Below are 22,427 nucleotides of genomic sequence, written 5' to 3'. Positions count from 1 at the left end.
CCGTCCGATCACATATAGCCGTACATCGGGAAGCGGTCGGTGAGCTTGATCACCTTCTCGCGCACGCCAGCCTCGACTGCGGCATTGCCCTCGTCGGAATTGGCGACCTTGAGACCGTCGAGCACCTCGACGATCAGTTCGCCGATCTCCTTGAACTCCGCCTCCTTGAAGCCGCGCGTCGTACCGGCCGGTGCACCGAGGCGCACGCCGGAGGTGACGAAGGGCTTTTCGGGGTCGAAGGGAATGCCGTTCTTGTTGCAGGTGACGTAGGCACGGCCGAGAGCAGCTTCGGCACGCTTGCCGGTCGCGTTCTTCTTGCGCAGGTCGACCAGCATCAGGTGGTTGTCGGTACCGCCCGAGACGATGTCGAGTCCGTTGGCCTTCAAGGTTTCGGCAAGGGTGCGGGCGTTCTTGACGACCTGGGCCGCATAATCCTTGAAGGAGGGCTGCAGCGCCTCGCCAAGCGCGACTGCCTTGGCGGCAATCACGTGCATCAGCGGACCACCCTGGAGGCCGGGGAAGACCGCGGAATTGATCTTCTTGGCGATTTCCTCGTCATTGGTAAGGATCATGCCGCCGCGGGGCCCGCGCAGGGACTTGTGCGTGGTGGTCGTCGCAACGTGGCAATGCGGGAACGGCGACGGATGCTGGCCACCGGCCACGAGACCGGCAATGTGCGCCATGTCGACCATCAGCCACGCGCCCACCTCGTCGGCGATCTCCCGGAAGCGCTTCCAGTCCCAGATGCGGGAATAGGCCGTTCCGCCGGCGATGATCAGCTTCGGCTTTTGCTCGCGCGCCTTCTTGGCGACCTCGTCCATGTCGAGAAGGTGATCGTCTTGACGCACGCCGTAGGAAACGACGTTGAACCATTTGCCCGACATGTTCACCGGGGACCCATGCGTCAGGTGGCCGCCGGAATTGAGGTCGAGGCCCATGAAGGTGTCGCCCGGCTGCAGCAGCGCCAGGAAGACCGCCTGGTTCATCTGCGAGCCCGAATTCGGCTGAACGTTGGCGAAGTTGACGCCGAAGAGCTTCTTGGCGCGCTCGATCGCGAGTTCCTCGGCGATATCGACATACTGGCAGCCGCCGTAATAGCGCTTGCCCGGGTAACCCTCGGCGTATTTGTTGGTCATGATCGAGCCCTGCGCCTCGAGCACGGCCCGTGAAACGATGTTCTCGGAGGCGATCAGCTCGATCTCATGGCGCTGGCGACCCAGCTCCTTCTCGATCGCACCGAAGATCTCCGGATCGCTGTCGGCGAGAGAGCGGGTGAAGAAAGCGTCGTTGGTCTGTGAAAGCATCGGCTCGAGGCTCCTCTGAAGGGTGGCTGTTCTTTAGCTTCCTCGCACGCGGAGAGCAATATCCGCTATGCGGATTGCGTCATTTCCGCCATCCGCCGCGCCGGGTTCGCACAGCCGTCTCCAATTGAAAAAGCCGCGCGTTCGTGGAACGCGCGGCTTGTGATGAGGAATGCGGCTTCTCTGCTTATTGCGGCAGGGCGTCTGCGTCGATGGGACCGGCAGATTGCTCGATCCCCGTCGTCGTTTGCAGCGCGAGTTCGGCCGCACCGTCACGCTGGTAGATATCGTCGCGGAACTGGACGACACGGTCTTTTGCCGACCAGGCGGTTATATAGGTGAAGTAGACCGGGACCTCTTCGGCAAGCTTGATCGGCGTGTTGACGCCGGACTTGATCGTCGCCTCGATCTGCTGACGCGCCCAGCCGGGCGTTTCCTTGAGCAGCCAGGTGGAGAGGTCGCGCACGTTCTGGACGCGTACGCAGCCGGACGATTCGAAGCGCATCAGCTTGTTGAACAGGCCCTGCTGCGGCGTGTCGTGCATGTAGACGGCGTGCTCGTTGTGGAAGTTGATCTTCGTCGAGGACATAGCGTTGATCTTGCCGGGGTCCTGGCGGAACATCAGATTCGGCGCCTTCTCGGCCTGCCAGTCGATGGTTTCCGGCGACACTTCGTTGCCGTTGCCGTCGAGAAGGCGGATCGCGTTGCGCTCGAGATAGGTCGGATCCTTGCGCATCAGCGGCATGATGTCCTTCTGGATGATCGAGCGCGGCGCCGTCCAGTAGGGGTTGAGGATGACCTCGTAGATCTTTGAATTGAGGATCGGCGACTGGCGGTCGATCTTGCCGACGATGGCCGTATGGCGCAATGCGACGCGGCCGTTCTCCACTGCTTCGATATAGGCCGCAGGGATGTTGACCATGACGTAACGCCGTCCGAGGTCGCCGGACATCGACTGGAGCCGTACGAGGTTTGTTTCGAGCTGGGCGAGCCGGGTCGAGGCGTCGACGTTCATGGCCTTCAGGGAATATTCGCCGATCACGCCGTCGGCTGGAAGGCCGTGGCGCGCCTGGAAGCGCTTGACCGCGCCGTCGACGTAGGAGTCGAAGGAAGAGGAAATGCCGGCAGACTGCGGCAGATCGCCGGAGATCATCAGGCGCTGACGCAACTGCCGGACGGAAGGATCGGTAACGCCGATTTCGAGCCTTTGGGTGCTCGCAGGCGTGACCATCGGCCAGCCTCCGGCGGATGCGATCTGCTGATAATCGAAGATCGCCTGCTGCAAATGTGCGATCGTTTCAGGGCCGAAAACCGGCGTGTTGGAGAGGACCGCAGTAGCCGTTCGCGACGCCTTCGCATCGAACTGGTCGTCCCAGGAGCCGCGGCGCGGCGAATTGATGATTTCGTTCAGCGCATCCTGGGCGCCGGCGGCGCCTGCCCATGCGGCGGCACCGAAGGTTGCGGCCGAGCGCAGAAATGCGCGGCGCGAGAAAGCATCAATTCCGTTCTTTTTCGACATAGTCCCACCGTCTCAATGCGCCAGAAGCGCGCTGCCCGAGCCCTAAAGCGCATTACGCGATGCGCTTTACGTCTTTGCATTCATGCAAGTCGCGTCCCAAAACCGATGTGCGCTTCTGGGCGACATGCATTAGCACGGCTATGGTTAACAAAGGTAAACCCGCGTGCCACCCGGCCCTCAAATCGCTTCACGTTCCCGCGAACAAGAGCCGCCCCGGCAGGCGAGCCGCGCAACCGACTTCCGTCATATGGACGCATTTGCGCACCTGCCGCATCCAAGCGTCGCTGTCACAGCAATATGGCCAATTCGTGTCTCCGCGCCGTCGGCGGGGCGTAGCGCTGCAACTTCATGGCGTGAAATGCAGCAAAGGTCGGACACGCAGGGATTGCGCCCGACCCTTGAGACTGGAGGGGGTACGCCCGATTAAAGGCGATAGAGGATTTGATCGTTCCAGAAGCGGTCGAGACGCTGCAGGAGCTTATTCATCTGGGTGAACTCGTCGCTGCCGATCCCGCCGACCTTCTGGATCGAACCGATGTGGCGCTCATAAAGCTTGGCGACGGTTTCGGCGATCTCCTGCCCGTCTTCCGTGAGGCTGATGCGAACCGAACGGCGGTCGACACGCGAGCGTTGGTGGTTGATCAGACCGAGATCGACGAGTTTCTTGACGTTGTAGGAAACGTTCGAGCCCAGATAGTAACCGCGGGAGCGAAGTTCGCCGGCGGTCAGTTCGGAGTTGCCGATGTTGAACAGCAGCAGAGCCTGGACGGCATTGACGTCGCTGCGGCCCTGCCGGTCGAACTCGTCCTTGATGACGTCGAGCAGGCGGCGATGCAGGCGCTCGACGAGGTGGAGGGATTCCATGTAGAGACCACGGATGGTTTCTTCCTGCGGGTCTCTGGGCGCAACAACCTGCGGCTTCATCTTGGTGTTCATTTTCGTGCCTCACTGTTTCGTTTGGCGGTGTCTCTTTGTCTTCCCGCCTTGAGTGAGACCCTATCGAATACGTATAAAATTCTACTTAAACCGCAGCCTTAACATGAACTTACCGCCGACCGAGCCTGTCTCAGGGTGAATCAACCCTTACCTTCCGCACCTGGCGCAGCCGCTGATAGAGCAGTGCCGCGCGGAAGAGCACGAAGGTGACGGCGACCGATCCGTGGAGCACGATCAGCAACGGACGGTGGCCGAGGATGCCGGGATAGAACTTGTCCATGGCGATCTCCGTCGCGGCGGCAACCACCCAGACGACCGGCCCCCAGGAGACCAGAAGCCAGAGCCCGATGGCGGCGACCGGGTAGACGACTGCAAGGGCCGTGGCGGCCGCGCGCCACTCCGGCGACAGAAGATCGAAACGGCCCGCGCCGCTATGGGAAAAGCCGATCAGCATGGCCCAATAGCTCAATGCGAACCAGAAGCAGGACGCGCCGACCAGGCGCAGGAACCAGGCGAAGAGCACCTCGGTGAGCGACGGTTTGGGCACGTGAACAGAATCATGAAGCATGCCCGGCAAGATAGGCCGGGCGCCTGCGAACCACCAGCGCGAAGGACGGGAATGCGCCGCGATGTACTCGACGGGCGGAAGAAATGCCGCAGGCCAATGGCGGGCGATGCGGGTTTTCAACCCCTGAAGGCGCGTGATAAACCGCCTTCACGCACGATCAGGAAAGAGGGACGCGGCGCGATGAACGACAGGACAAATCTTGTGGACAGGATCACCGGACACCGCCGCATGCGCCGCAACCGCAAGGCGGATTGGACACGCCGGCTGGTCCGGGAGAGCAGCCTGACGGTGGACGACCTGATCTGGCCGATCTTCGTCGTGCCCGGCAGCGGCATCGCCGAGCCGATCGCGGCGATGCCGGGCGTCAACCGCATGAGCGTCGACAAGGCGGTCGAAGCGGCCAAGGAGGCGGCCGGCCTCGGCATCCCGGCTATCGCCACCTTCCCCAATATCGACATGGCGCTTCGCGACGAGACCGGTTCCGACAGCCTCAATGCCGACAATCTGATCAATCAGGCGACGCGGGCGATCAAAAAGGCCGTACCCGACATCGGGATCATCACCGATGTCGCGCTCGATCCGTTCACCAGCCACGGGCACGACGGCATCCTGCGGGGCGGCGAGATCGTCAACGACGAGACGGTGGAGGCGATCGCCAGGGCGGCGGTCATTCAGGCCGACGCCGGCTCCGACATCATCGCGCCCTCGGACATGATGGACGGGCGGATCGGCGCGATCCGCGAGGCGCTCGACGCCGCCGGCCACCAGAATGTCGGGATCATGTCCTATGCGACGAAATTCGCCTCCGCCTTCTATGGCCCTTATCGAGAGGCGATCGGCACGGGCGGTCTGCTCAAGGGCGACAAGAAGACCTATTACATCGATCCGTCGAACGGCACGGAGGCGATCCGCGATGCGGCACTCGATGTGGAGGAAGGCGCGGACATGCTGATGGTGAAGCCCGGTCTGCCCTATCTCGATATCTGTTGGCGGATGAAGGAAGCCTTCGGCCTGCCCGTCTTCGCCTATCAGGTTTCCGGCGAATACGCGCAGATCAAGGCAGCCGCCGCCAATGGCTGGATCGACGGGGAGCGGGTGATGCTTGAGACGCTGCTCGCCTTCAAGCGAGCCGGTTGCGACGGTATCCTCAGCTACTTTGCCGTCGACGTGGCTCGCATCCTTGCGAAACGCTGACGCCGGCAGCAGACCGGCCAGTGCATTGTTTTACCGCATTCGCTCCCCATATCTTGGGTGGATAGCAATTTTGGGGCACGCGCATGAGCATGCATAATGAAGAACTGAGGCTTCCGAGCGAGGACTGGCGCGCCTACCAGGGCGTATTGTCACGCAGGATATTCGCTTTCATCATCGATTACCTGATCGTCGCGCTGCTGTGGATACCGGCGGCCGTCGTGGTCTTTTTCCTCGGCATACTGACGCTCGGCCTCGGCTTTCTCCTCTACCCGGTCCTCTTCGCTTTGGTGGCGATGCTCTATTTCGGACTGACCGTCGGCGGCCGCGAGCAGGCATCACCCGGTATGAGGATCATGGGCGTGGCGATCGCCCGGACGGACGGTCGGCCAATGGATTTCCTGACGGCAATCGTCCATCTGGCGATATTCTGGATCGCCAATGCGCTGCTGACGCCGCTCATCCTGCTGATCGGCCTCTTCACCGACCGTGGCCGGCTGTTGCACGACCTGCTGATCGGCACCGTGGCCGTTCGGCGCGACATGTACTGACGGGACCGTTACGCCGAACGAGTGTGTTGACGTTTTCCATTCTTCGGCCATGCTATTACGATGAGCAACCGCACGAAGAGTGATCCGCCCGCTCGATGAACACGCAGACCGCACCGTCTCCTCAATTCTACCTGACCGCACCGGCAGCCTGTCCCTATCTGCCGAACCAGATGGAACGGAAGGTATTCACGCATATGGTGGGAGAGCGGGCGCCGGAGCTCAACGACCTGCTGACGCAGGGCGGCTTCCGCCGCTCGCAGAACATCGCCTACCGCCCCGCCTGCGAGACCTGCCGGGCGTGCATTTCCGTGCGCATACTCGCCAACGAATTCGCGCCGACGCGATCCATGCGGCGCGTGCTTGCGACCAATGGCGACATCGTATCCGCGGAATATCCGGCCGAGCCATCGAGCGAGCAGTACAATCTCTTCCGGCGCTATCTCGACTGTCGCCATCAGAAAGGCGGCATGTCCGACATGTCGGTGCTCGACTATGCGATGATGGTGGAGGATACCCATGTGCACACGAAGATCATCGAGTATCGGTTGCGGGTCGAAGGCGACGGCATCAACGACAAGGCGCGAGGCCCCCTGGTCGCCACGGCGCTCACAGACCGGATGAGCGACGGTCTCTCCATGGTCTATTCCTTCTTCGATCCGGCTCTCTCCGAGCGCTCCCTCGGCACCTACATGATTCTGGATCATATCCGCCGGGCGAAGGAACGCGGTCTGCCGCATGTCTATCTCGGCTACTGGGTCAAGGGATCGCGCAAAATGGGGTATAAGACAAAGTTTTTGCCGCAAGAGCACCTTATGGCCCGCGGCTGGGAGCGCTATTCTGGCGAGCACGATTCCACGAAACCCGCCACGGATTGAAAATTGACCCCATCCACTGACGCCGCCCGGCACCGGCGCGGCCTTGCCATCACCGGCCTCGGCGGCCTTGCGCTCTCCTTCGACATTCCGCTGATCCGGTCGGCAGATGGCGAGGTCTGGTCGATCCTTGCCGTGCGCAGCCTCTCGACCTTCCTCGCCGCGCTCGCCACATGGGTGGTGATCAACCGCCTGCTCGGCCGCCGTGTCGCCCTGATCCCGGGAAAGGCCGGCCTGATCGCCGGTCTCTTCTACGGCATCAACTCCTTCACTTTCCTGCTCGCCGTATTCAATACGTCGACCGCGAACGTCGTTTTCATCCTGGCGTTCACTTCAATGTTCGCGGCGATCCTCTCCTGGATATTCCTTGGGGAGCGCCCCTCCAACGCCACCTTCCTGACGATGGCGGTCATGCTCGTCGGCGTCGGTGTAATCGTCAGCGACGGACTCGAAAGCGGGCATCTCTTCGGCGACGCGATGGCGGCATCCTCGGCCTTCCTGCTCGCAAGCGCGATCACCATCAGCCGCGCCAGCGGCCGCGACATGTCGCTCGTGCCGCTGACGACGGCGATCTTCCCGGCGATCGCCGGCTTCATGCTTTTGCCGTCCGGCGGCCTCACGATCGCCGAACCCGCCTACATCCTCTTCAACGGACTGGTGATGATCCCGCTTGCCTTCTTCTGTCTGGCGACGGGGCCGCGCTACCTTTCCGCGCCGGAAGTCGGCATGTTCTACCTGCTGGAGACCATTCTGGCGCCGATCTGGGTATGGATCGTCTTTGCCGAGACGCCGACGAACCGAACGCTCCTCGGCGGCACGATCCTCATTCTCGCTTTGCTCGGCCATTCGTTTTGGCAGATGCGGATCAAGGCGGCCAGGGCGCGCATCGCCTGCGTGGAAATTGCGGGATAGGATAGCGCCTCATCCGCCTGCCGGAGGAGAGGCGCTTTGCACCGAGGATGCGAAGCGACGACTTTACGTCGCTGTCCGGGCTCCTATCGCTGTTCGGGCGACCCTTCATCTCTGGAGGATTCCTGCATCTGCGACTGCATCGCCCAGAGCTCGCGATTGGTGTCGATCCACTCCGCGGCAATCTCGAGCGGCGCAGGATCGGCCTTGACGAATTCTTTCCCGCCCTTCCACCGCCGGGCAACCAACCCGGCTGTCTCCAGAACGGCCAGATGCCCCGAAAGGACGTCCTGCCCGATGCCGATGGCCGCAGCGATACTCGCCGCAGGCGTCTCGCCGGCAAACAGGACTTCGAATATGCGGCGGCGCATCGGATCGGCCAGCGCCAGCAATGTATCGTCAAGAGCCGAGGTCATCGCGTTCATCTCGCCGCCGCATGGTTGCTCGAATCGGAGTCGATCTAAGGGACATGCAGGAGATCAAGGAATTACAGCGACATTCGGGATAGCGAGGACACCGGCCCGCGCTATCCACCAACATTGATCCACGAACGCTCCGCCCTTGCAAGCCCGGTGTTACCGATCTAGCCGCTGAACTTGCCGCTCCGTGGGAAGCCCTTCGGGACGACCCTGCCGGCGCCGGCGCGATCACCCATCCATTCGATCAATTCGTCCCTGGTCTTGGTGAAGACACGGCCGGCGCTGTCTTCCCAGCTAAGCCCTTCGGCGATTGCGAAAGAACGGATATCGGAAACACCGCCATCCTTGTAGCGCTGGAGACGCACGCCCTTGCCGCGCGCCATTTCGGGAACCTGGACCAGCGGGAAGACGAGCATCTTGCGGTTCTCGCCGACGACGGCGAGATGATCGCCCTTGACCGGAACGACGAGCTTGGCCTCGTCGGGCATGGTGACGTTCATCACCTGCTTGCCCTTGCGCGTATTGGCCACGATATCGCTCTCGGTAACGACGAAGCCATTGCCGGCCGTGGAAGAGACGATGAGCTTGCGTGCCGGATCGTGCACGAAGGCCGTCAGCACGTCCTGGTCGTTCTCCATATCGACCATGATGCGCAAGGGTTCTCCGTGGCCCCGCCCGCCGGGCAGCTTGTCGCCGCCAAGCGTATAGGCCTTCCCGCCCGTCGTGAAGATGAGGATCTTGTCCGTCGTCTGCGCGGGAAACGAAACCTTCAGGCCATCGCCATCCTTGAACTGGAGCGAAGACGTATCGGCGATGTGCCCCTTCAAGGCCCGGATCCAGCCTTTCTCCGAGATGACGACGGTGATCGGCTCCTTTTCGATCATCGCCTGCTGAATGGCTTCGACATCCGCGTCGGGCGCGTCGGCGAAGGTGCTGCGGCGCTTGCCGAGTTCGGTCGCCTTGGCGAATTTCTTCTTGACCTCGCCGATCTCCCAGGCGACCGCCTGCCACTGCTTGTCACCAGAGGCGAGCAACGCCTCGATTTCCGCCTTCTCTTTCGACAGCGCGTCGAATTCGGTGCGGATCTCGAATTCTTCGAGCTTGCGCAACGATCGCAGCCGCATGTTGAGGATCGCTTCGGCCTGGACATCGGTGAGCCCGAAGCGCTCGATCATCACGGCCTTCGGCTCATCCTCCTCGCGGATGATGCGGATGACCTCGTCGATGTTGAGATAAGCGATGAGATAGCCGCCGAGAATCTCGAGCCGCCGATCGATTGCGGCGAGCCGGTGGCGCGAGCGCCGCTGCAGGACCTCCCGGCGGTGCCCCAGCCATTCGCTGAGCACCTCGTTGAGCGCCATGACGCGCGGTACGCGGCCCATCGACAGCACATTCATGTTCAGCGGAATGCGGCTCTCGAGTTCGGTAAGCTTGAAGAGCGATTCCATCAGGATATTGGCATCGACCGAGCGGCTCTTCGGCACCAGCACGACGCGGACGTCCTCGGCCGATTCGTCCCGGATGTCCTCGAGAAGCGGCAGTTTGCGCGCTATGAGCAGTTCGGCGATCTTTTCGATCAGGCGGGACTTCTGGACCTGATAGGGAATTTCGGTGACGACGATCTGGAAGCCACCGCGCCCAAGATCCTCTACCGCCCAGCGTGCCCGGACCCGAAAACCGCCGCGGCCGGTCCGGTAGGACTCGGCCATGCTGGCGCGGCTCTCGACGATCACGCCCCCGGTCGGGAAATCCGGCCCTTCGATGCCGCCGCGCTGCGGATTGGCCGGATCGAACAGCAGATCCTCCACCGTCGCATCCGGATGCTTGATGAGATGGAGCGCCGCGTCGCAGAGTTCATGCGCATTGTGCGGCGGGATGGAGGTCGCCATGCCGACGGCGATACCGGACGCGCCGTTGGCGAGCAGATTCGGGAAGGCACCGGGAAGCACGGTCGGCTCCTGGTCCTCCTCGTTGTAGGTCGGGCGGAAATCGACCGCGTCCTGGTCGATCCCCTCCAGGAGGAGGGCTGCGACCTCGGTCATTTTCGCTTCGGTGTAACGGTAGGCGGCAGCGTTATCGCCGTCGATATTGCCGAAGTTGCCCTGGCCGTCGACGACCGGATAGCGCTGGGAGAAGTCCTGCGCGAGGCGCACCAGCGCATCATAGACCGACTGGTCGCCATGCGGGTGGAACTTACCGATGACGTCGCCGACGATACGGGCGCATTTCTTGAACGAGGAATTGGGCCGCAGGCCCATCTCGCTCATGGCATGAATGATCCGGCGATGGACCGGCTTCAGGCCGTCGCGAACGTCCGGCAGCGCGCGGTGCATGATGGTCGACAGCGCATAGGCGAGATAACGCTCTTCCAGCGCCGCCTTCAGGTCAACCGGCTGAATGTTGTCGTCCCCGCCAGACGGCGGCAAAAGGCTTTGTCCCATATGTCCTTGCTACCTCAACAGGCGCGGGACGGCAAGAATTCCGGGCTATGCCACTGTGGAGAACGTCACCGGCGGGTGATCCCTGCCCCGCCCCCGCACGAGTTTGCACTTGGCGGCAGAACGGCGCTTGCGTATCGTCCCGGCATGATCGACGCAATCAGAACAATCTCACAAGGAACTCCGATGATGCATACGCGCAAAGTCCGCCTGATGCTGGCCAGCGCCGCCCTCCTTACCCTCGCCGGACCGGCCATGGCCCTGGACGGCGCGGACATGATGCAAAAGCTCAATGCGGCGACGTCGCCCAACGGCACTTCGGTGACCTACGACAAGGCGGAGGCCGACGGCGACGTGGTGACGGTCACCGGCATGAAGCTGCAGGTGGTGGCAAAGCCCGGCACGTCCATCGACATAGGCGAAGTGACGTTCGAAGGCGTCGAGGAAAAGGACGGCGGCTACTATGCCGAAACCGTCTCCTTCCCGGATATCGCTGTCAGTGACAAGGATTCAAGCTTCTCGGTCAAGGACATCTCTATCGGCGGCCTGTCCATTCCGGGCAACGCGGCCGGTACCACGATCGATGACATCCTGCTTTACGAAACAGCCGGCACCGGCCCTATGACCGTAAACGTCAAAGGCAAGAACGTCTTCACCGCCGAAAGCACGGAAACCAATCTGACGCGGCAGGAAAACGACGCGGGCTTCGACTTCGACGCGACGCTTGCCGGAATCAAGGCGGATCTGTCGCAAATCGAGGATGCCAAGACCAAGGAGGCGGTCGAGAAGCTTGGGCTGACGACGCTCGATGGCGGAGTCACGATGAAGGGCAGTTGGGAATTGGAAACCGGCAACCTTGCCCTCGACGAATACGCGCTGGACTTCAAGAATGTCGGCCGGCTGAATATCGCCATGGACTTGTCCGGCTATACGCTGCAATTCATGAAGTCGTTGCAGGAGGCAGCCCAAGCGGCTGAGGCCAACCCGAACAAGAAGGAAGCCGATCAGGCGATGGCACTGGCGATGCTCGGCCTGATGCAGCAGCTTACCTTCAATAGCGCCTCGATCCGCTTCGACGATGCATCGATCACGAAAAAGGCGCTCGACTACGCCGGCAGCCAGCAGGGCGTCACCGGCGAACAGTTGGCGCAATCGCTGAAGGGGCTCGTGCCGATCATGATGGCGCAGCTCAATATCCCGGAGCTGCAGAACCAGGTCTCCAGCGCCGTCAGCGCCTTTCTCGACAATCCGAAGAGCCTGACGATCAGCGCTGAGCCGGAAAAGCCCGTGCCGTTCCCGATGATCATGGGTGCTGCAATGGGGGCTCCAAACACCGTCCCGTCCGTGCTCGGGGTCAAGGTGACGGCGAACGACTGATCGCGCTTATGGCGCGGCCACATGCTGACCCCGGCGGCCTTGTCGCCGGGGTTTTTTTCATCCGCCCGATCGATGATATGATGCATGCTTGATGCTCGCACGCGATCGCCTATCTATTTTTTGCGTGCCGACAGTTTGCGCATTCCCGACCGACCAAGCGGAAGGAGGACGCCATGGGACTGAAGCATTCGGATATCACCGCCATCCTCGGCCCTGTCGACGAAACGCTGATGGCTGAACTTCTCGCGACGGGCGCGACCGCGAGTGAACTTGCCGAAGCAATAGCATGGGTCAACAACGACGAGGCGCTGATCGGCGAAGGCCGCCACCTTCCGGCCGGCCGCGTTGCGGCGCTGATCGATATCCTGATGCCCGCCGACGACGAGGAGTGAATGCAATCGGCGGGGAGCACGGCATGCCCTGCTCCCCGCCGACACGCGGCGCTCCAGGAGGAGCGTGCCGGCGGAACGCGAAAGAGGCACGAAGACATTCGGGAATTCGGTGTGGAGGGAGGCATAAATGGCTGCCAAGGAAGTCAAATTCACCAGCGATGCCCGCGATCGGATGCTGCGCGGGGTCGACATCATGGCCAACGCGGTGCGCGTGACTCTGGGACCGAAGGGACGGAACGTCGTCATCGACAGGTCCTTCGGCGCACCGCGGATCACCAAGGACGGGGTTTCGGTCGCCAAGGAAATCGAGCTTGAGGACAAGTTCGAGAACATGGGCGCGCAGATGCTGCGCGAAGTGGCGTCGCGCACCAGCGACATCGCCGGTGACGGCACCACCACGGCCACCGTACTCGCGCAGGCTATCGTCAGGGAGGGCGCCAAGGCCGTCGCATCGGGAATGAACCCGATGGATCTGAAGCGCGGCATCGATCTTGCCGTCGAGGCTATCGTCAAGGAACTCAGGAACAATGCCCGCAAGGTCTCCAAAAATGCCGAAATCGCCCAGGTGGCGACGATTTCGGCCAATGGCGATGCCGAGATCGGCCGTTACCTGGCCGAAGCAATGGAAAAGGTCGGCAATGAGGGCGTGATCACCGTCGAGGAGGCCAAGACCGCCGAGATCGAACTCGAAGTCGTCGAGGGAATGGAATTCGATCGGGGATATCTGTCCCCCTATTTCATCACCAATCAGGAAAAGATGAGGGTGGAGCTGGAAGACGCCTATATCCTGCTTCACGAGAAGAAGCTCTCCAACCTTCAGGCGATGATCCCGATTCTCGAATCCGTCGTCCAATCCGGCAAGCCGCTCCTGATCATTGCCGAAGATGTCGAGGGAGAGGCGCTCGCCACCCTGGTCGTCAACAAGCTTCGCGGCGGACTGAAGATCGCTGCGGTCAAGGCCCCGGGCTTCGGCGACCGTCGCAAGTCCATGCTGGAAGATATCGCGATCCTGACCGGCGGCACCGTGATTTCCGAGGAGCTCGGGATCAAGCTCGAAAACGCCACGATGGACACCCTCGGCCGTGCGAAACGCATCATGGTGGAAAAGGAGACGACGACAATCGTCGACGGCGCCGGATCGAAGGAGGACATCGGCGGCCGCGTCGCCCAGATCAAGGCGCAGATCGAGGACACGACCTCGGACTATGATCGGGAGAAGCTGCAGGAGCGGCTTGCCAAGCTCGCGGGCGGCGTCGCCGTCATCCGCGTCGGCGGCTCGACCGAAGTCGAGGTCAAGGAGAAGAAGGACCGGGTCGACGATGCGCTGCATGCAACGCGCGCGGCGGTCGAGGAAGGCATTCTGCCCGGCGGCGGAGTAGCGCTGCTGCGGGTCGTGAGTGCGCTCAACGGTCTTGCGACCGCCAATGACGACCAGCGCGTGGGCATCGAGATCGTCCGGCGCGCGATCGAGGCACCCGCGCGTCAGATCGCCGAAAACGCCGGCGCCGAGGGATCGATCATCGTCGGGAAGCTCCGCGAGAAACAGGATTTCGCCTTTGGCTGGAACGCACAGACCGGGGAATTCGGCGATCTCTTCCAAATGGGCGTGATCGATCCCGCGAAGGTCGTGCGCGCCGCGCTTCAGGACGCTGCCTCCATCGCCGGTCTCCTCGTGACGACGGAAGCGATGATCGCCGAGAAACCGCAGAAGGACGCGCAGCCGCAGATGCCGCCTGGCGGCGGAATGGACTTCTGAGAAGCGTCCACGGCGACGCAGGCGGCGAGCGCCAGCAACGGATGCCGAAGGCGGAGCGCCCCGCGAGGCGCCTTCGCCTACTTGCGAGGCCTACGAGGGGCGAAGTTCGGCTCGATGTGCGCGCTCACGCCGGTTCTGTATCGATGCCCGCCTCGGCCAGATCCTTGAAGCCGCCGATGTTGTAGACGTCCGAATATCCCATGTCCTGCAGGGTCTTGCCCGCAAGAGCGGAACGGCCGCCGGAGGCACAATGCAGAAGGATGGTCTTGTCCTTCTGAAAGACCGGATTGTGGTACTGGCTTTCCGGGTCTGCCCGAAACTCCAGCATGCCCCGCGAGACGTTTACCGCCCCCTTGATCCTGCCGGTTTGCTGGACTTCTGTCGGATCACGGACGTCCACGATCAACACATCACCGGCGCGCATCTTCTCGGCCGCCTCGGCGGGAGACAATTTCGGGACTGCACCGTTTGCTTCCGCGAGCAGATCCTTGACGGTCTTGATCATTGTTCCCCTCCAACCGATGGTTTGCACGGAAAGGAAACGCCTCGAAACATCCGCTGTCAAGGCGAGCGTCACGGGTCGCGTTCGGGGACACTCTCCTCCCGCGCTTCGAAACAAGGAACCGGACCAAAGAAAAACCCGGCGAGATCATCGCCGGGTCGTTCGGTCTCGAAGAAGATCAATCCTTCTTCTGAGGGATCGGTCGGATCGAGAGTTCCCTGAGTTGTGCAGGCGTCGCCTGAGAAGGCGCGCCCATCAGCAGATCCTGGGCCTGCTGGTTCATGGGGAACAGCGAAATCTCGCGCAGGTTCTTGGCGCCGACGAGCAGCATGACGATGCGGTCGATGCCGAAGGCCATGCCGCCATGCGGCGGGGCACCGTACTGGAACGCACGGTAGAGACCGCCGAACCGCTCTTCGACGTCGGCCTGGCTCAGGCCCACATTCTCGAAAGCCTTGACCATCAGTTCCGGCGACTGGTTACGGATCGAGCCCGAGGCGATCTCGAAGCCGTTGCAGACCATGTCGTACTGGAACGCCTTGATCGACAGGAGATCGTCGCTCGAAAGCGCGGTCAGACCGCCCTGCGGCATCGAGAAGGGGTTGTGGGCGAAGTCGACACGCTTTTCCTCCTCGTTCCATTCATAGAACGGGAAGTCCACGATCCAGCACAGCTCGTAGCGATCTCGGTCGACGAGGTTCAGTTCCTCGCCGGCCCTGGTGCGAGCCTCGCCGGCGAATTTGTAGAACTTCGCGGGCTCGCCGGCCACGAAGAAGCAGGCGTCGCCATCTTCGAGGCCGAGCTGCGTGCGGATCGCGTCGGTTCGTTCCTCGCCGATATTCTTGGCCAGCGGACCGGCGCCTTCGAGCTTCTCGCCCTCCTTGCGCCAGAAGATGTAGCCGAGACCCGGCTGACCCTGGCTCTGGGCCCAGGCGTTCATACGATCGCAGAATGCGCGGGAGCCGCCGGTCTTGGCGGGAATGGCCCAGATCTCCACCTTCGGATTGGAGGCGATCATGTTGGCGAAGACCTTGAAGCCGGATCCGGCGAAATGCTGCGTGACTTCCTGCATCTCGATGGGGTTGCGCAGATCCGGCTTGTCGGAACCGTATTTGCGGATCGCCGTGTCGTAGGGAATGCGCGGGAACTTGTCGGTCACCGGCTTGCCGCCGGCGAAGTCCGAGAAGATCGCCCGGATCATCGGCTCCATGGCGTCCCAGACGTCTTCCTGCTCGACGAAGCTCATTTCGAGGTCGAGCTGGTAGAACTCGCCGGGCAGCCGGTCGGCGCGCGGATCCTCGTCGCGGAAACAGGGCGCGATCTGAAAGTAACGGTCGAAGCCGGCGACCATCAGAAGCTGCTTGTACTGCTGCGGCGCCTGCGGCAGCGCATAGAAGTTGCCCGGGTGGATGCGGCTCGGCACCAGGAAGTCACGCGCACCTTCCGGCGAAGAGGCCGTCAGGATCGGCGTCGTATATTCGGTGAAGCCGATGTCGCCCATCCGCCGGCGCATGGCGGCGATGATCTCGGTGCGCCTGACGATGTTCTTGTGCAGCGTCTCGCGGCGGAGATCCAGGAAACGGTATTTCAGGCGCACGTCTTCCGGATAGTCCGGCTCGCCGAAAACCGGCAGCGGCAGTTCCTTGGCGGCCGAGAGAACCTCGATCTCGCGGGCATAGAGTTCGACCTCGCCGGTGGGCATGTTCTTGTTGACCGTATCGTCGGTGCGCGCCTTGACGGCACCGTCGACGCGAATGACCCATTCGCCGCGCACGGTCTCGGCGGTCTTGAAGGCCGGCGAATCCGGATCGGCGACGACCTGGGTCATGCCATAATGGTCGCGCAGGTCGATGAAGAGCACACCGCCGTGATCGCGGACGCGGTGAACCCAGCCGGAAAGGCGAACGGTGGAGCCGACATCCGACTTGCGGAGGGCGGCACAGGTGTGGCTGCGGTAACGGTGCATCGTATAGTCCCGGAATTGCTTAAAGGCCGCGCAGCTCGCAGAACGGCGCAGGGCGGCAGGTCAAAGTCGGGCGGAAAAGCGCATGATGCGCCGGTTTTGTCAAGGCCGCGGCGCGCCGGCGGCAGGAGCGCCGGCCCGGCCTTGCAAGTTGCCCGCGTCGACCACGGCCGCGAGGGGTACCGCGCAAATTTGGACACGAGTGGTCACAAATTGCTACTGTTCCCGCGCGTCAGCCACGGTTAAACAGGGGCAAGGGTCGCGTATCGCGCGAGTCGCGGCCGCAATCGGATGCCTTCTGTTCCATGTCCCAGATTCGCCCGCTCATCCCGCTGCTCGTCACCGCAGGCATTCTGATCGGCGGCAACGGGTTGCAGGGCACGTTCATTTCCTTGAGAGCGCTCGAAGAAGGCTTCTCGACCTCGCTGATCGGTGTGATCGGCGCCGGCTACAATGTCGGCTTTGCAATCGGCTGCGTCTACGTCACCCGCATTCTGAGGTCGATCGGCCATATCCGCACCTTTTCGGCGATGGCGGCCATCGCTTCCGCCGCTGCGATCGCCATGGTGCTGGTCATCGATCCGTGGTTCTGGTTCCTGATGCGGCTCGTCGCCGGCATCTGCTTCGCGAGCCTCTTCGCTACGGTCGAGAGCTGGTTGAATGCCAGCGTCACCAACGGCAACCGCGCGCGCACCCTTTCGATCTATCGCCTCGTCGATCTCGGCTCGGTGACGGCTGCACAATATGCAATTCCCGGCATCGGAATCGGCGGCTTCGAGCTTTTCGCCATCATCTCGATGGCGCTGACGCTTTCGCTCGTGCCGATCTCCTTTGCCGACCGGTCGAGCCCGGTTGCACCGGAAGCGATACGCTTCGACGTGAAGGCGCTCTGGAACATCTCGCCGCTGGCCACTATCGGCTGCATCGTCGTCGGCCTCACCAATGCCGCGTTCCGCTCGCTCGGCCCTATCTATGCGCAGGAGATCGGCCTTTCGGTGACGGCGATCGCGACCTTCATGAGCGCCGGCATCATCGGCGGCGTCGTGCTTCAATATCCGCTGGGGTATTACTCCGACCGGATCGACCGCAGGCTGATCATCCTGATCGCCACCTTCGGCTCCCTTCTCGCGGGGCTCTTCCTCGCCTTCATCGCCGGGAACGACGAGTGGTTGAACTTCGCCGGCATCTTCGCCTTCGGCGCATTCGCGATGCCGCTCTTCTCGCTCTGCTCCGCGCATGCCAACGACCATGCGGCCGAAGGCCAGCATGCGCTGGTTTCCGCCGGGATGCTCTTCTTCTGGTCGCTCGGAGCCATCATCGGGCCGCTCCTCGCATCCTTCCTGCTCGAGATCTTCGAACCGCCGGTGCTCTTCATGTATACGGCAGCAATCCTGGCGCTCTTCATGGCCTATACGATCCGGCGCATGACTGCGCGCAAACCCGTTCCAACCGAGGAAAGGTCGATGCGGTTTCGCAGCCTTCTGCGCACATCGTCCTTCTTCAACAAGCTTGCGGGCGGCCAGACGCGGAAAGAGCCTTGACCCAACAGGGCCGCAACGAGGCGCGGGCTGCCGAATTGCTGAAACTGAAAATCAGGTTTAATAACGGGCCGGATCATTTTTCGGGGGCCGATCGGCTTTGCCCCTTCTTCCGGAACAGACAAGCAAGATACAGATGCTCGATCGCCGAATGTTTCTCCAGGGTTCAGCCGCACTTGGCGGCGCCTTCGCGCTCGGCGCCGGTCTTGCCGCGCGAGCGGGCGCAGCGCCCGATCCGCAGATCCTGACGGCGCGTTTCACCGAGGCACAGATAGCGGCCGGCGGCATCACCCCCCGGGTCATGACCTATGATCCCCGGGTCACGGCGCATGATATCGCGCATGATCCCCGGGTCATCCTGCATGATCCCGGCAACCCGGCAACCGCCGCCATGCCGCCCGTCTTGAGGATGCGCAAGGGCGAACCCTTCGCAGCGAGACTGGTCAACCGTCTCGACGAACCGACGACCGTTCATTGGCATGGTCTGAGGATCGCCAATGCGATGGACGGAGTGCCGGAAATGACGCAGCCCTATGTCTATCCCGGCGACGGGTTCGACTATCTCTTCACACCGCCGGACGCCGGCACCTTCTGGTACCACCCGCACTGCAACACGCTGATGCAGATGGGGAGCGGCCTGACCGGCGTGATCGTCGTCGAGAACCCGGAGGACCCGACCTTCGATTCCGAGATCGTTCTCAACCTCAGGGATTGGCGGCTCGGCGCCGGCGGCGCGTTCATCGCCCCTTTCAAACCGCGGGATGCGGCGCGCGGCGGGACCTATGGAACGGTGAGAACCGCAAACTGGCAGCGCGAGCCGGTCTACGACGCTCCCGCCGGCGGGCTCGTCCGCGTGAGGATCGCCGCAACTGACGTCACGCGCATCTACACGATCGGGCTCGAAGGCGCAGAGGCCAGGGTGATCGCCCTGGACGGCAACCCGGTCGAAATCCCCTTCGCGCTCGACCGGCTCGACCTCGGCCCCGGCCAGCGCGCCGACCTTGCGCTTCGCATGCCGCAAAGCGAGGGCCAACGGGCAAGGCTTGGCAATTTTCGCGGCTCCAACCCCTGGACGATCGCAGCCTTCCGGGCAGTCGGCACTTCGCTGAAGCGGGACCTCCGGGATGTCGCACCCCTGCCCGCAAACCCCATTGCCGAAGCCGACATTTCCACGGCCAGGCGCATCCCGATCGAACTGACTGCAACGGCCGAGCACGAGCCGGCCGCCTCGATCTGCGGCTCGCTCGGTTATACTTTCTGGGCGATCAACAAGGTACCTTGGCCCGGTGACACGCCCGATCCGGTCGCCCCGATCGATGAACTCAAATTCGGGAAAAGCTATGTGCTGGAGATCGCCAACCGCACGCCGCATGCCCATCCGATCCATCTGCATGGGCTGAGCTTCCGCGTTCTCGCCTCGAACAAGCGGAGCCTGTTGCCGCCGCCGACCGACACGATCCTGCTCTTGCCGGACGAGCAGGCGCAGCTCGCACTGGTCGCGGACAATCCCGGCGACTGGGTGTTCCATTGCCATATCATCGAACATCAAAAGACCGGGATGTCGGCTTATTTCCGGGTCGCCTGACAATTTCCATTGTGACAGGTGCCGTGAAACGGTACACGGGGAAACTCAAAGCCGCATTTTTGCCACAGTGATTAAAGCCCGATGATTCAAACGACAGCAGATCTTGAGGCCGCCTGCCAAGAGCTGGCCCGTTCAAGCTATATTACGATCGATACGGAGTTCCTGCGCGAAACCACGTTCTGGCCGGTGCTGTGCCTCATCCAGATGGCAAGCCCGGATATGGCAGTGATCGTCGATCCGATGGCACCCGGCATCGACCTCGCCCCGTTCTTCGCGCTCATGAGCAACCCGGATGTCGTGAAGGTGTTCCACGCCGCCAGGCAGGACATCGAGATCATCCATCATCTCGGAAACCTCATTCCTCATCCGATCTTCGATACGCAGGTGGCCGCGATGGTTTGCGGCTTCGGTGACAGCGTTTCCTATGATCAACTCGTCAACCGCATCAAGAACGAGCAGATCGACAAGTCGTCTCGCTTCACCGATTGGAGTCGCAGACCGCTCACCGACAAGCAGCTCGACTATGCGCTGGCGGACGTGACGCATCTGAGGGATATCTACCAGTACCTCACCAAGGAACTGGATCGCGAGGGACGCTCCTCCTGGCTTGCGGAGGAAATGGCGATCCTCGAAAGCCGGGAAACCTACGACCTCCACCCGGACAATGCCTGGCAGCGGCTGAAGATGCGGGTGAAGAAGCCCATCGAGCTCGCCGTCCTGCAGAAGGTGGCGGCGTGGCGCGAACGCGAGGCGCGGGCCCGCAACGTGCCGCGCGGGCGGATTATCAAGGATGATGCGATTTATGAAATCGCGCAGCAGCAGCCGAAGGATGCCGAGGCGCTCGGACGCCTCAGGACCATTCCCAAGGGCTGGGAACGCTCGAGCGCGGGGACGGCCCTCATCGAGGCCGTCGGCGAAGCCTTGGCGATCCCGAGGGGCGAGCTGCCGCGCCTGCCGCGCCAGAACCATGCACCCGAGGGCGCTGCGGCAGCGAGCGAGCTGCTCAAGGTGCTGCTGAAACTCATCTCCGAAAAGGAGGGAGTCGCGGCCAAGATCATCGCCAACAGCGACGATCTCGACCGGATCGCGGCAGAGGGCGAAGGCGCCGACGTCGCCGCCCTAAAAGGCTGGCGGCGTGAGCTCTTCGGCATGACGGCGCTGAAACTCATCAATGGCGAGGTGGCATTGCGCTTTGTCGACAAAAAGGTCGAGGCCATGGAAATCGGCGGTTGAAAACCGCCGCTCGACGACAATTTTCCGCCCGAATCTGAGCTTAGCCGAGACGTTGCGACGGCTGATCGCGGCAAAACGCGCCGATCAGCCGTTTCTACATGCCGAGCGGGACCGCCCGGCCCCGCATGCTTCAACTGCATGTGTCCTTTGAGGACAAAACATGTAGCAATTCCACTTGCTCCAGCGACCTTTGCGTGCCTGATAACACGTGCGGCGCTGTCTATTCTCGTTTTCGAGGCTGTCACATGCGCTGGAGATTTTCCACGCTCGAGATCATCCTGTTGCTGCTCGTCGTCGCCGGCAGCGGCATGGCCTATGCGTGGGTCGTCTACGGCGGCGGCGGTCTGATCGGCGCAACCTATGCGCTCTTCATGTGCATGCCGATTCTCGCCTTTGAACGGCACATCATCTTCCGGCGCCTTTACCGGAGGATCCACGGATCGCCGACGCCGGCGTTTCTTCTCTCGTCCCTCGCCGTCTACTTCATATTCGTCAACGTCGGATATGCAGCCGCCGGGCTGCTTTTGCACGTCGCCGGCGTCATGCGTGAAAGCAGGACGGACGCGATGCTGCCATCGCTCAATGTGCTGGTGTACGCACTCGCGACCTCCGGTCCGATCATCTTCGTGCTCAGGGTACGCGAATTGCTCGGCCGCGATATTTTCCTGAGCCTCCTGACTGGACGATACCGCAAGCCGGTGCAGGAGGAACGCGTGTTCCTTTTCATCGATCTCGCCGGATCGACATCGCTTGCCGAGCGCTTCGGTGACCTGCGCATGCAGGAATATTTGGGAAAGCTGTTTGCAGCCATGGCTGATCCCGTGCTGCGCTATGGCGGATCCATCGACGACTATGTCGGCGACGCTGCCGTGATCACCTGGCCTTACGATCGCGCCGTCGCGGATGCAGCCTGCATCCGCTGCGTGTTCGACATTCTGGAACAGATCGAAGCGGACGCCCGTCGCTGGCGAAAAGACTACGGCGAGGTGCCGCGCCTGCGTGCCGCTCTGCATGGCGGCACGATCGTTGCCGCGGAGATCGGCGTCGACAAACACAAGATCACCTATTTTGGCGACACCGTGAACACGACGGCACGCCTGGAGGGCCTGTGCCGAACGCTCGACCGTCAGGTCTTGATCTCAGCCGATCTGCTGCGGCGCTTGCGCCCGCCGGTCTTCGTGCGCGCCGAGGATCTCGGCGAGCATGAGGTCAAAGGTCGGGGCCAGAAGCTCGCGGTTCTGTCGCTCACGGCCGGTTCGCTCAGCGGCGAGGGCGCCATGGACCCAGACGGGAAGCCCGTTAGCAGTCCGGCCGCCGGGGCATTCACCTCGCTGTAAGACAAACTTCAAACAGCTGTCATCGAAGCCGCCTATCGGG

General features: G+C 62.4%; 19 protein-coding genes. 11 read left to right on the top strand and 8 right to left on the bottom strand.

Features of this window, described 5'->3' with window-relative positions:
• Positions 1-8 precede the first annotated feature (8 nt).
• The 4 genes from glyA to CN933_RS09265 all read right to left on the bottom strand — a co-directional run bounded on the left by glyA (position 9) and on the right by CN933_RS09265 (position 4,324).
• Positions 9-1,304: a serine hydroxymethyltransferase gene (glyA, locus tag CN933_RS09285; RefSeq protein ID WP_018094723.1), complete on the bottom strand. Its 1,296-nt coding sequence runs from the start codon at positions 1,302-1,304 to the stop codon at positions 9-11.
• 184 nt (positions 1,305-1,488) lie between these two features.
• The gene (locus CN933_RS09275) at positions 1,489-2,820 is read right to left on the bottom strand and encodes a L,D-transpeptidase family protein (protein WP_018094722.1); all 1,332 of its coding nucleotides are present in this window, start codon (positions 2,818-2,820) and stop codon (positions 1,489-1,491) included.
• A gap of 423 nt (positions 2,821-3,243) precedes the next feature.
• The gene (gene ldtR / locus CN933_RS09270; RefSeq protein ID WP_018094721.1) at positions 3,244-3,756 is read right to left on the bottom strand and encodes a transcriptional regulator LdtR; all 513 of its coding nucleotides are present in this window, start codon (positions 3,754-3,756) and stop codon (positions 3,244-3,246) included.
• A 130-nt stretch (positions 3,757-3,886) separates the two neighbouring features.
• Positions 3,887-4,324, bottom strand: coding sequence for a DUF6163 family protein (locus CN933_RS09265; RefSeq protein WP_033047253.1), 438 nt, complete (start codon positions 4,322-4,324; stop codon positions 3,887-3,889).
• 180 nt (positions 4,325-4,504) lie between these two features.
• Here CN933_RS09265 and hemB point away from each other — a divergent pair, with 180 nt between their 5' ends.
• The 4 genes from hemB (at position 4,505) to CN933_RS09245 (ending at position 7,850) form a co-directional block, all read left to right on the top strand.
• Entirely contained in the window at positions 4,505-5,518 is a 1,014-nt protein-coding gene (gene hemB, locus CN933_RS09260) for a porphobilinogen synthase (protein WP_026168572.1), read from the top strand.
• A gap of 83 nt (positions 5,519-5,601) precedes the next feature.
• Positions 5,602-6,066, top strand: coding sequence for an RDD family protein (locus CN933_RS09255; protein ID WP_003529322.1), 465 nt, complete (start codon positions 5,602-5,604; stop codon positions 6,064-6,066).
• A 95-nt stretch (positions 6,067-6,161) separates the two neighbouring features.
• The gene (locus CN933_RS09250; protein ID WP_018094718.1) at positions 6,162-6,941 is read left to right on the top strand and encodes an arginyltransferase; all 780 of its coding nucleotides are present in this window, start codon (positions 6,162-6,164) and stop codon (positions 6,939-6,941) included.
• Between the two features lie 3 nt (positions 6,942-6,944).
• Entirely contained in the window at positions 6,945-7,850 is a 906-nt protein-coding gene (locus CN933_RS09245) for a DMT family transporter (RefSeq protein ID WP_018094717.1), read from the top strand.
• An 83-nt stretch (positions 7,851-7,933) separates the two neighbouring features.
• Here CN933_RS09245 and CN933_RS09240 read toward each other — a convergent pair whose 3' ends face one another.
• Positions 7,934-8,272 carry an ArsR/SmtB family transcription factor gene (locus CN933_RS09240; RefSeq protein WP_018094716.1) on the bottom strand — a complete coding sequence of 113 codons (339 nt, stop codon included), beginning with the start codon at positions 8,270-8,272 and terminating at the stop codon, positions 7,934-7,936.
• A gap of 158 nt (positions 8,273-8,430) precedes the next feature.
• A complete protein-coding gene (gene parC / locus CN933_RS09235) occupies positions 8,431-10,707 on the bottom strand; it encodes a DNA topoisomerase IV subunit A (RefSeq protein ID WP_018094715.1) in 2,277 nt (758 codons plus the stop codon).
• A gap of 183 nt (positions 10,708-10,890) precedes the next feature.
• Between parC and CN933_RS09230 the strand changes: the two genes are divergently transcribed.
• From CN933_RS09230 to groL, 3 genes are all read left to right on the top strand, one after another.
• Complete coding sequence (locus CN933_RS09230) at positions 10,891-12,081, top strand: aq_1923 C-terminal domain (RefSeq protein ID WP_018094714.1); 1,191 nt, start codon at positions 10,891-10,893, stop codon at positions 12,079-12,081.
• Between the two features lie 173 nt (positions 12,082-12,254).
• Complete coding sequence (locus tag CN933_RS09225) at positions 12,255-12,473, top strand: hypothetical protein (RefSeq protein ID WP_018094713.1); 219 nt, start codon at positions 12,255-12,257, stop codon at positions 12,471-12,473.
• 127 nt (positions 12,474-12,600) lie between these two features.
• Entirely contained in the window at positions 12,601-14,229 is a 1,629-nt protein-coding gene (gene groL / locus CN933_RS09220) for a chaperonin GroEL (RefSeq protein WP_018094712.1), read from the top strand.
• Between the two features lie 124 nt (positions 14,230-14,353).
• On the opposite strand, the gene CN933_RS09215 is transcribed toward groL, so the two are convergent.
• Together CN933_RS09215 and aspS are read right to left on the bottom strand one after the other, a co-directional pair.
• A complete protein-coding gene (locus CN933_RS09215) occupies positions 14,354-14,734 on the bottom strand; it encodes a rhodanese-like domain-containing protein (protein ID WP_018094711.1) in 381 nt (126 codons plus the stop codon).
• Between the two features lie 175 nt (positions 14,735-14,909).
• Positions 14,910-16,697: an aspartate--tRNA ligase gene (aspS, locus tag CN933_RS09210; protein WP_018094709.1), complete on the bottom strand. Its 1,788-nt coding sequence runs from the start codon at positions 16,695-16,697 to the stop codon at positions 14,910-14,912.
• 302 nt (positions 16,698-16,999) lie between these two features.
• Between aspS and CN933_RS09205 the strand changes: the two genes are divergently transcribed.
• The 4 genes from CN933_RS09205 to cya2 all read left to right on the top strand — a co-directional run bounded on the left by CN933_RS09205 (position 17,000) and on the right by cya2 (position 22,387).
• Positions 17,000-18,235, top strand: coding sequence for an MFS transporter (locus CN933_RS09205; RefSeq protein WP_018094708.1), 1,236 nt, complete (start codon positions 17,000-17,002; stop codon positions 18,233-18,235).
• Positions 18,236-18,368: 133 nt separating this feature from the next.
• On the top strand, positions 18,369-19,817 hold the full coding sequence (locus tag CN933_RS09200; RefSeq protein WP_018094707.1) for a multicopper oxidase family protein: 1,449 nt from the start codon (positions 18,369-18,371) through the stop codon (positions 19,815-19,817).
• Positions 19,818-19,898: 81 nt separating this feature from the next.
• Complete coding sequence (gene rnd / locus CN933_RS09195; RefSeq protein ID WP_018094706.1) at positions 19,899-21,050, top strand: ribonuclease D; 1,152 nt, start codon at positions 19,899-19,901, stop codon at positions 21,048-21,050.
• 245 nt (positions 21,051-21,295) lie between these two features.
• Positions 21,296-22,387: an adenylate cyclase Cya2 gene (cya2, locus tag CN933_RS09190; RefSeq protein ID WP_018094705.1), complete on the top strand. Its 1,092-nt coding sequence runs from the start codon at positions 21,296-21,298 to the stop codon at positions 22,385-22,387.
• Positions 22,388-22,427 lie beyond the last annotated feature (40 nt).

The organism is Sinorhizobium sp. M4_45 (genome assembly GCF_002885915.1).
Lineage (GTDB): Bacteria > Pseudomonadota > Alphaproteobacteria > Rhizobiales > Rhizobiaceae > Sinorhizobium > Sinorhizobium meliloti_A.
The sequence above is the reverse complement of the archived record's forward strand: the minus strand, read 5'-3'. Positions and strand labels throughout refer to the sequence as shown.

Coding starts and splice junctions, on each gene's coding strand:
- ldtR (WP_018094721.1), bottom strand. CDS start 3,756: ATGAACACCAAGATGAAGCCGCAGGTTGTTGCGCCCAGAGACCCGCAG.
- CN933_RS09230 (WP_018094714.1), top strand. CDS start 10,891: ATGATGCATACGCGCAAAGTCCGCCTGATGCTGGCCAGCGCCGCCCTC.
- rnd (WP_018094706.1), top strand. CDS start 19,899: ATGATTCAAACGACAGCAGATCTTGAGGCCGCCTGCCAAGAGCTGGCC.
- CN933_RS09205 (WP_018094708.1), top strand. CDS start 17,000: ATGTCCCAGATTCGCCCGCTCATCCCGCTGCTCGTCACCGCAGGCATT.
- CN933_RS09250 (WP_018094718.1), top strand. CDS start 6,162: ATGAACACGCAGACCGCACCGTCTCCTCAATTCTACCTGACCGCACCG.
- CN933_RS09215 (WP_018094711.1), bottom strand. CDS start 14,734: ATGATCAAGACCGTCAAGGATCTGCTCGCGGAAGCAAACGGTGCAGTC.
- CN933_RS09275 (WP_018094722.1), bottom strand. CDS start 2,820: ATGTCGAAAAAGAACGGAATTGATGCTTTCTCGCGCCGCGCATTTCTG.
- groL (WP_018094712.1), top strand. CDS start 12,601: ATGGCTGCCAAGGAAGTCAAATTCACCAGCGATGCCCGCGATCGGATG.
- CN933_RS09200 (WP_018094707.1), top strand. CDS start 18,369: ATGCTCGATCGCCGAATGTTTCTCCAGGGTTCAGCCGCACTTGGCGGC.
- aspS (WP_018094709.1), bottom strand. CDS start 16,697: ATGCACCGTTACCGCAGCCACACCTGTGCCGCCCTCCGCAAGTCGGAT.
- parC (WP_018094715.1), bottom strand. CDS start 10,707: ATGGGACAAAGCCTTTTGCCGCCGTCTGGCGGGGACGACAACATTCAG.
- CN933_RS09240 (WP_018094716.1), bottom strand. CDS start 8,272: ATGAACGCGATGACCTCGGCTCTTGACGATACATTGCTGGCGCTGGCC.
- CN933_RS09225 (WP_018094713.1), top strand. CDS start 12,255: ATGGGACTGAAGCATTCGGATATCACCGCCATCCTCGGCCCTGTCGAC.
- hemB (WP_026168572.1), top strand. CDS start 4,505: ATGAACGACAGGACAAATCTTGTGGACAGGATCACCGGACACCGCCGC.
- CN933_RS09255 (WP_003529322.1), top strand. CDS start 5,602: ATGAGCATGCATAATGAAGAACTGAGGCTTCCGAGCGAGGACTGGCGC.
- cya2 (WP_018094705.1), top strand. CDS start 21,296: ATGCGCTGGAGATTTTCCACGCTCGAGATCATCCTGTTGCTGCTCGTC.
- glyA (WP_018094723.1), bottom strand. CDS start 1,304: ATGCTTTCACAGACCAACGACGCTTTCTTCACCCGCTCTCTCGCCGAC.
- CN933_RS09265 (WP_033047253.1), bottom strand. CDS start 4,324: ATGCTTCATGATTCTGTTCACGTGCCCAAACCGTCGCTCACCGAGGTG.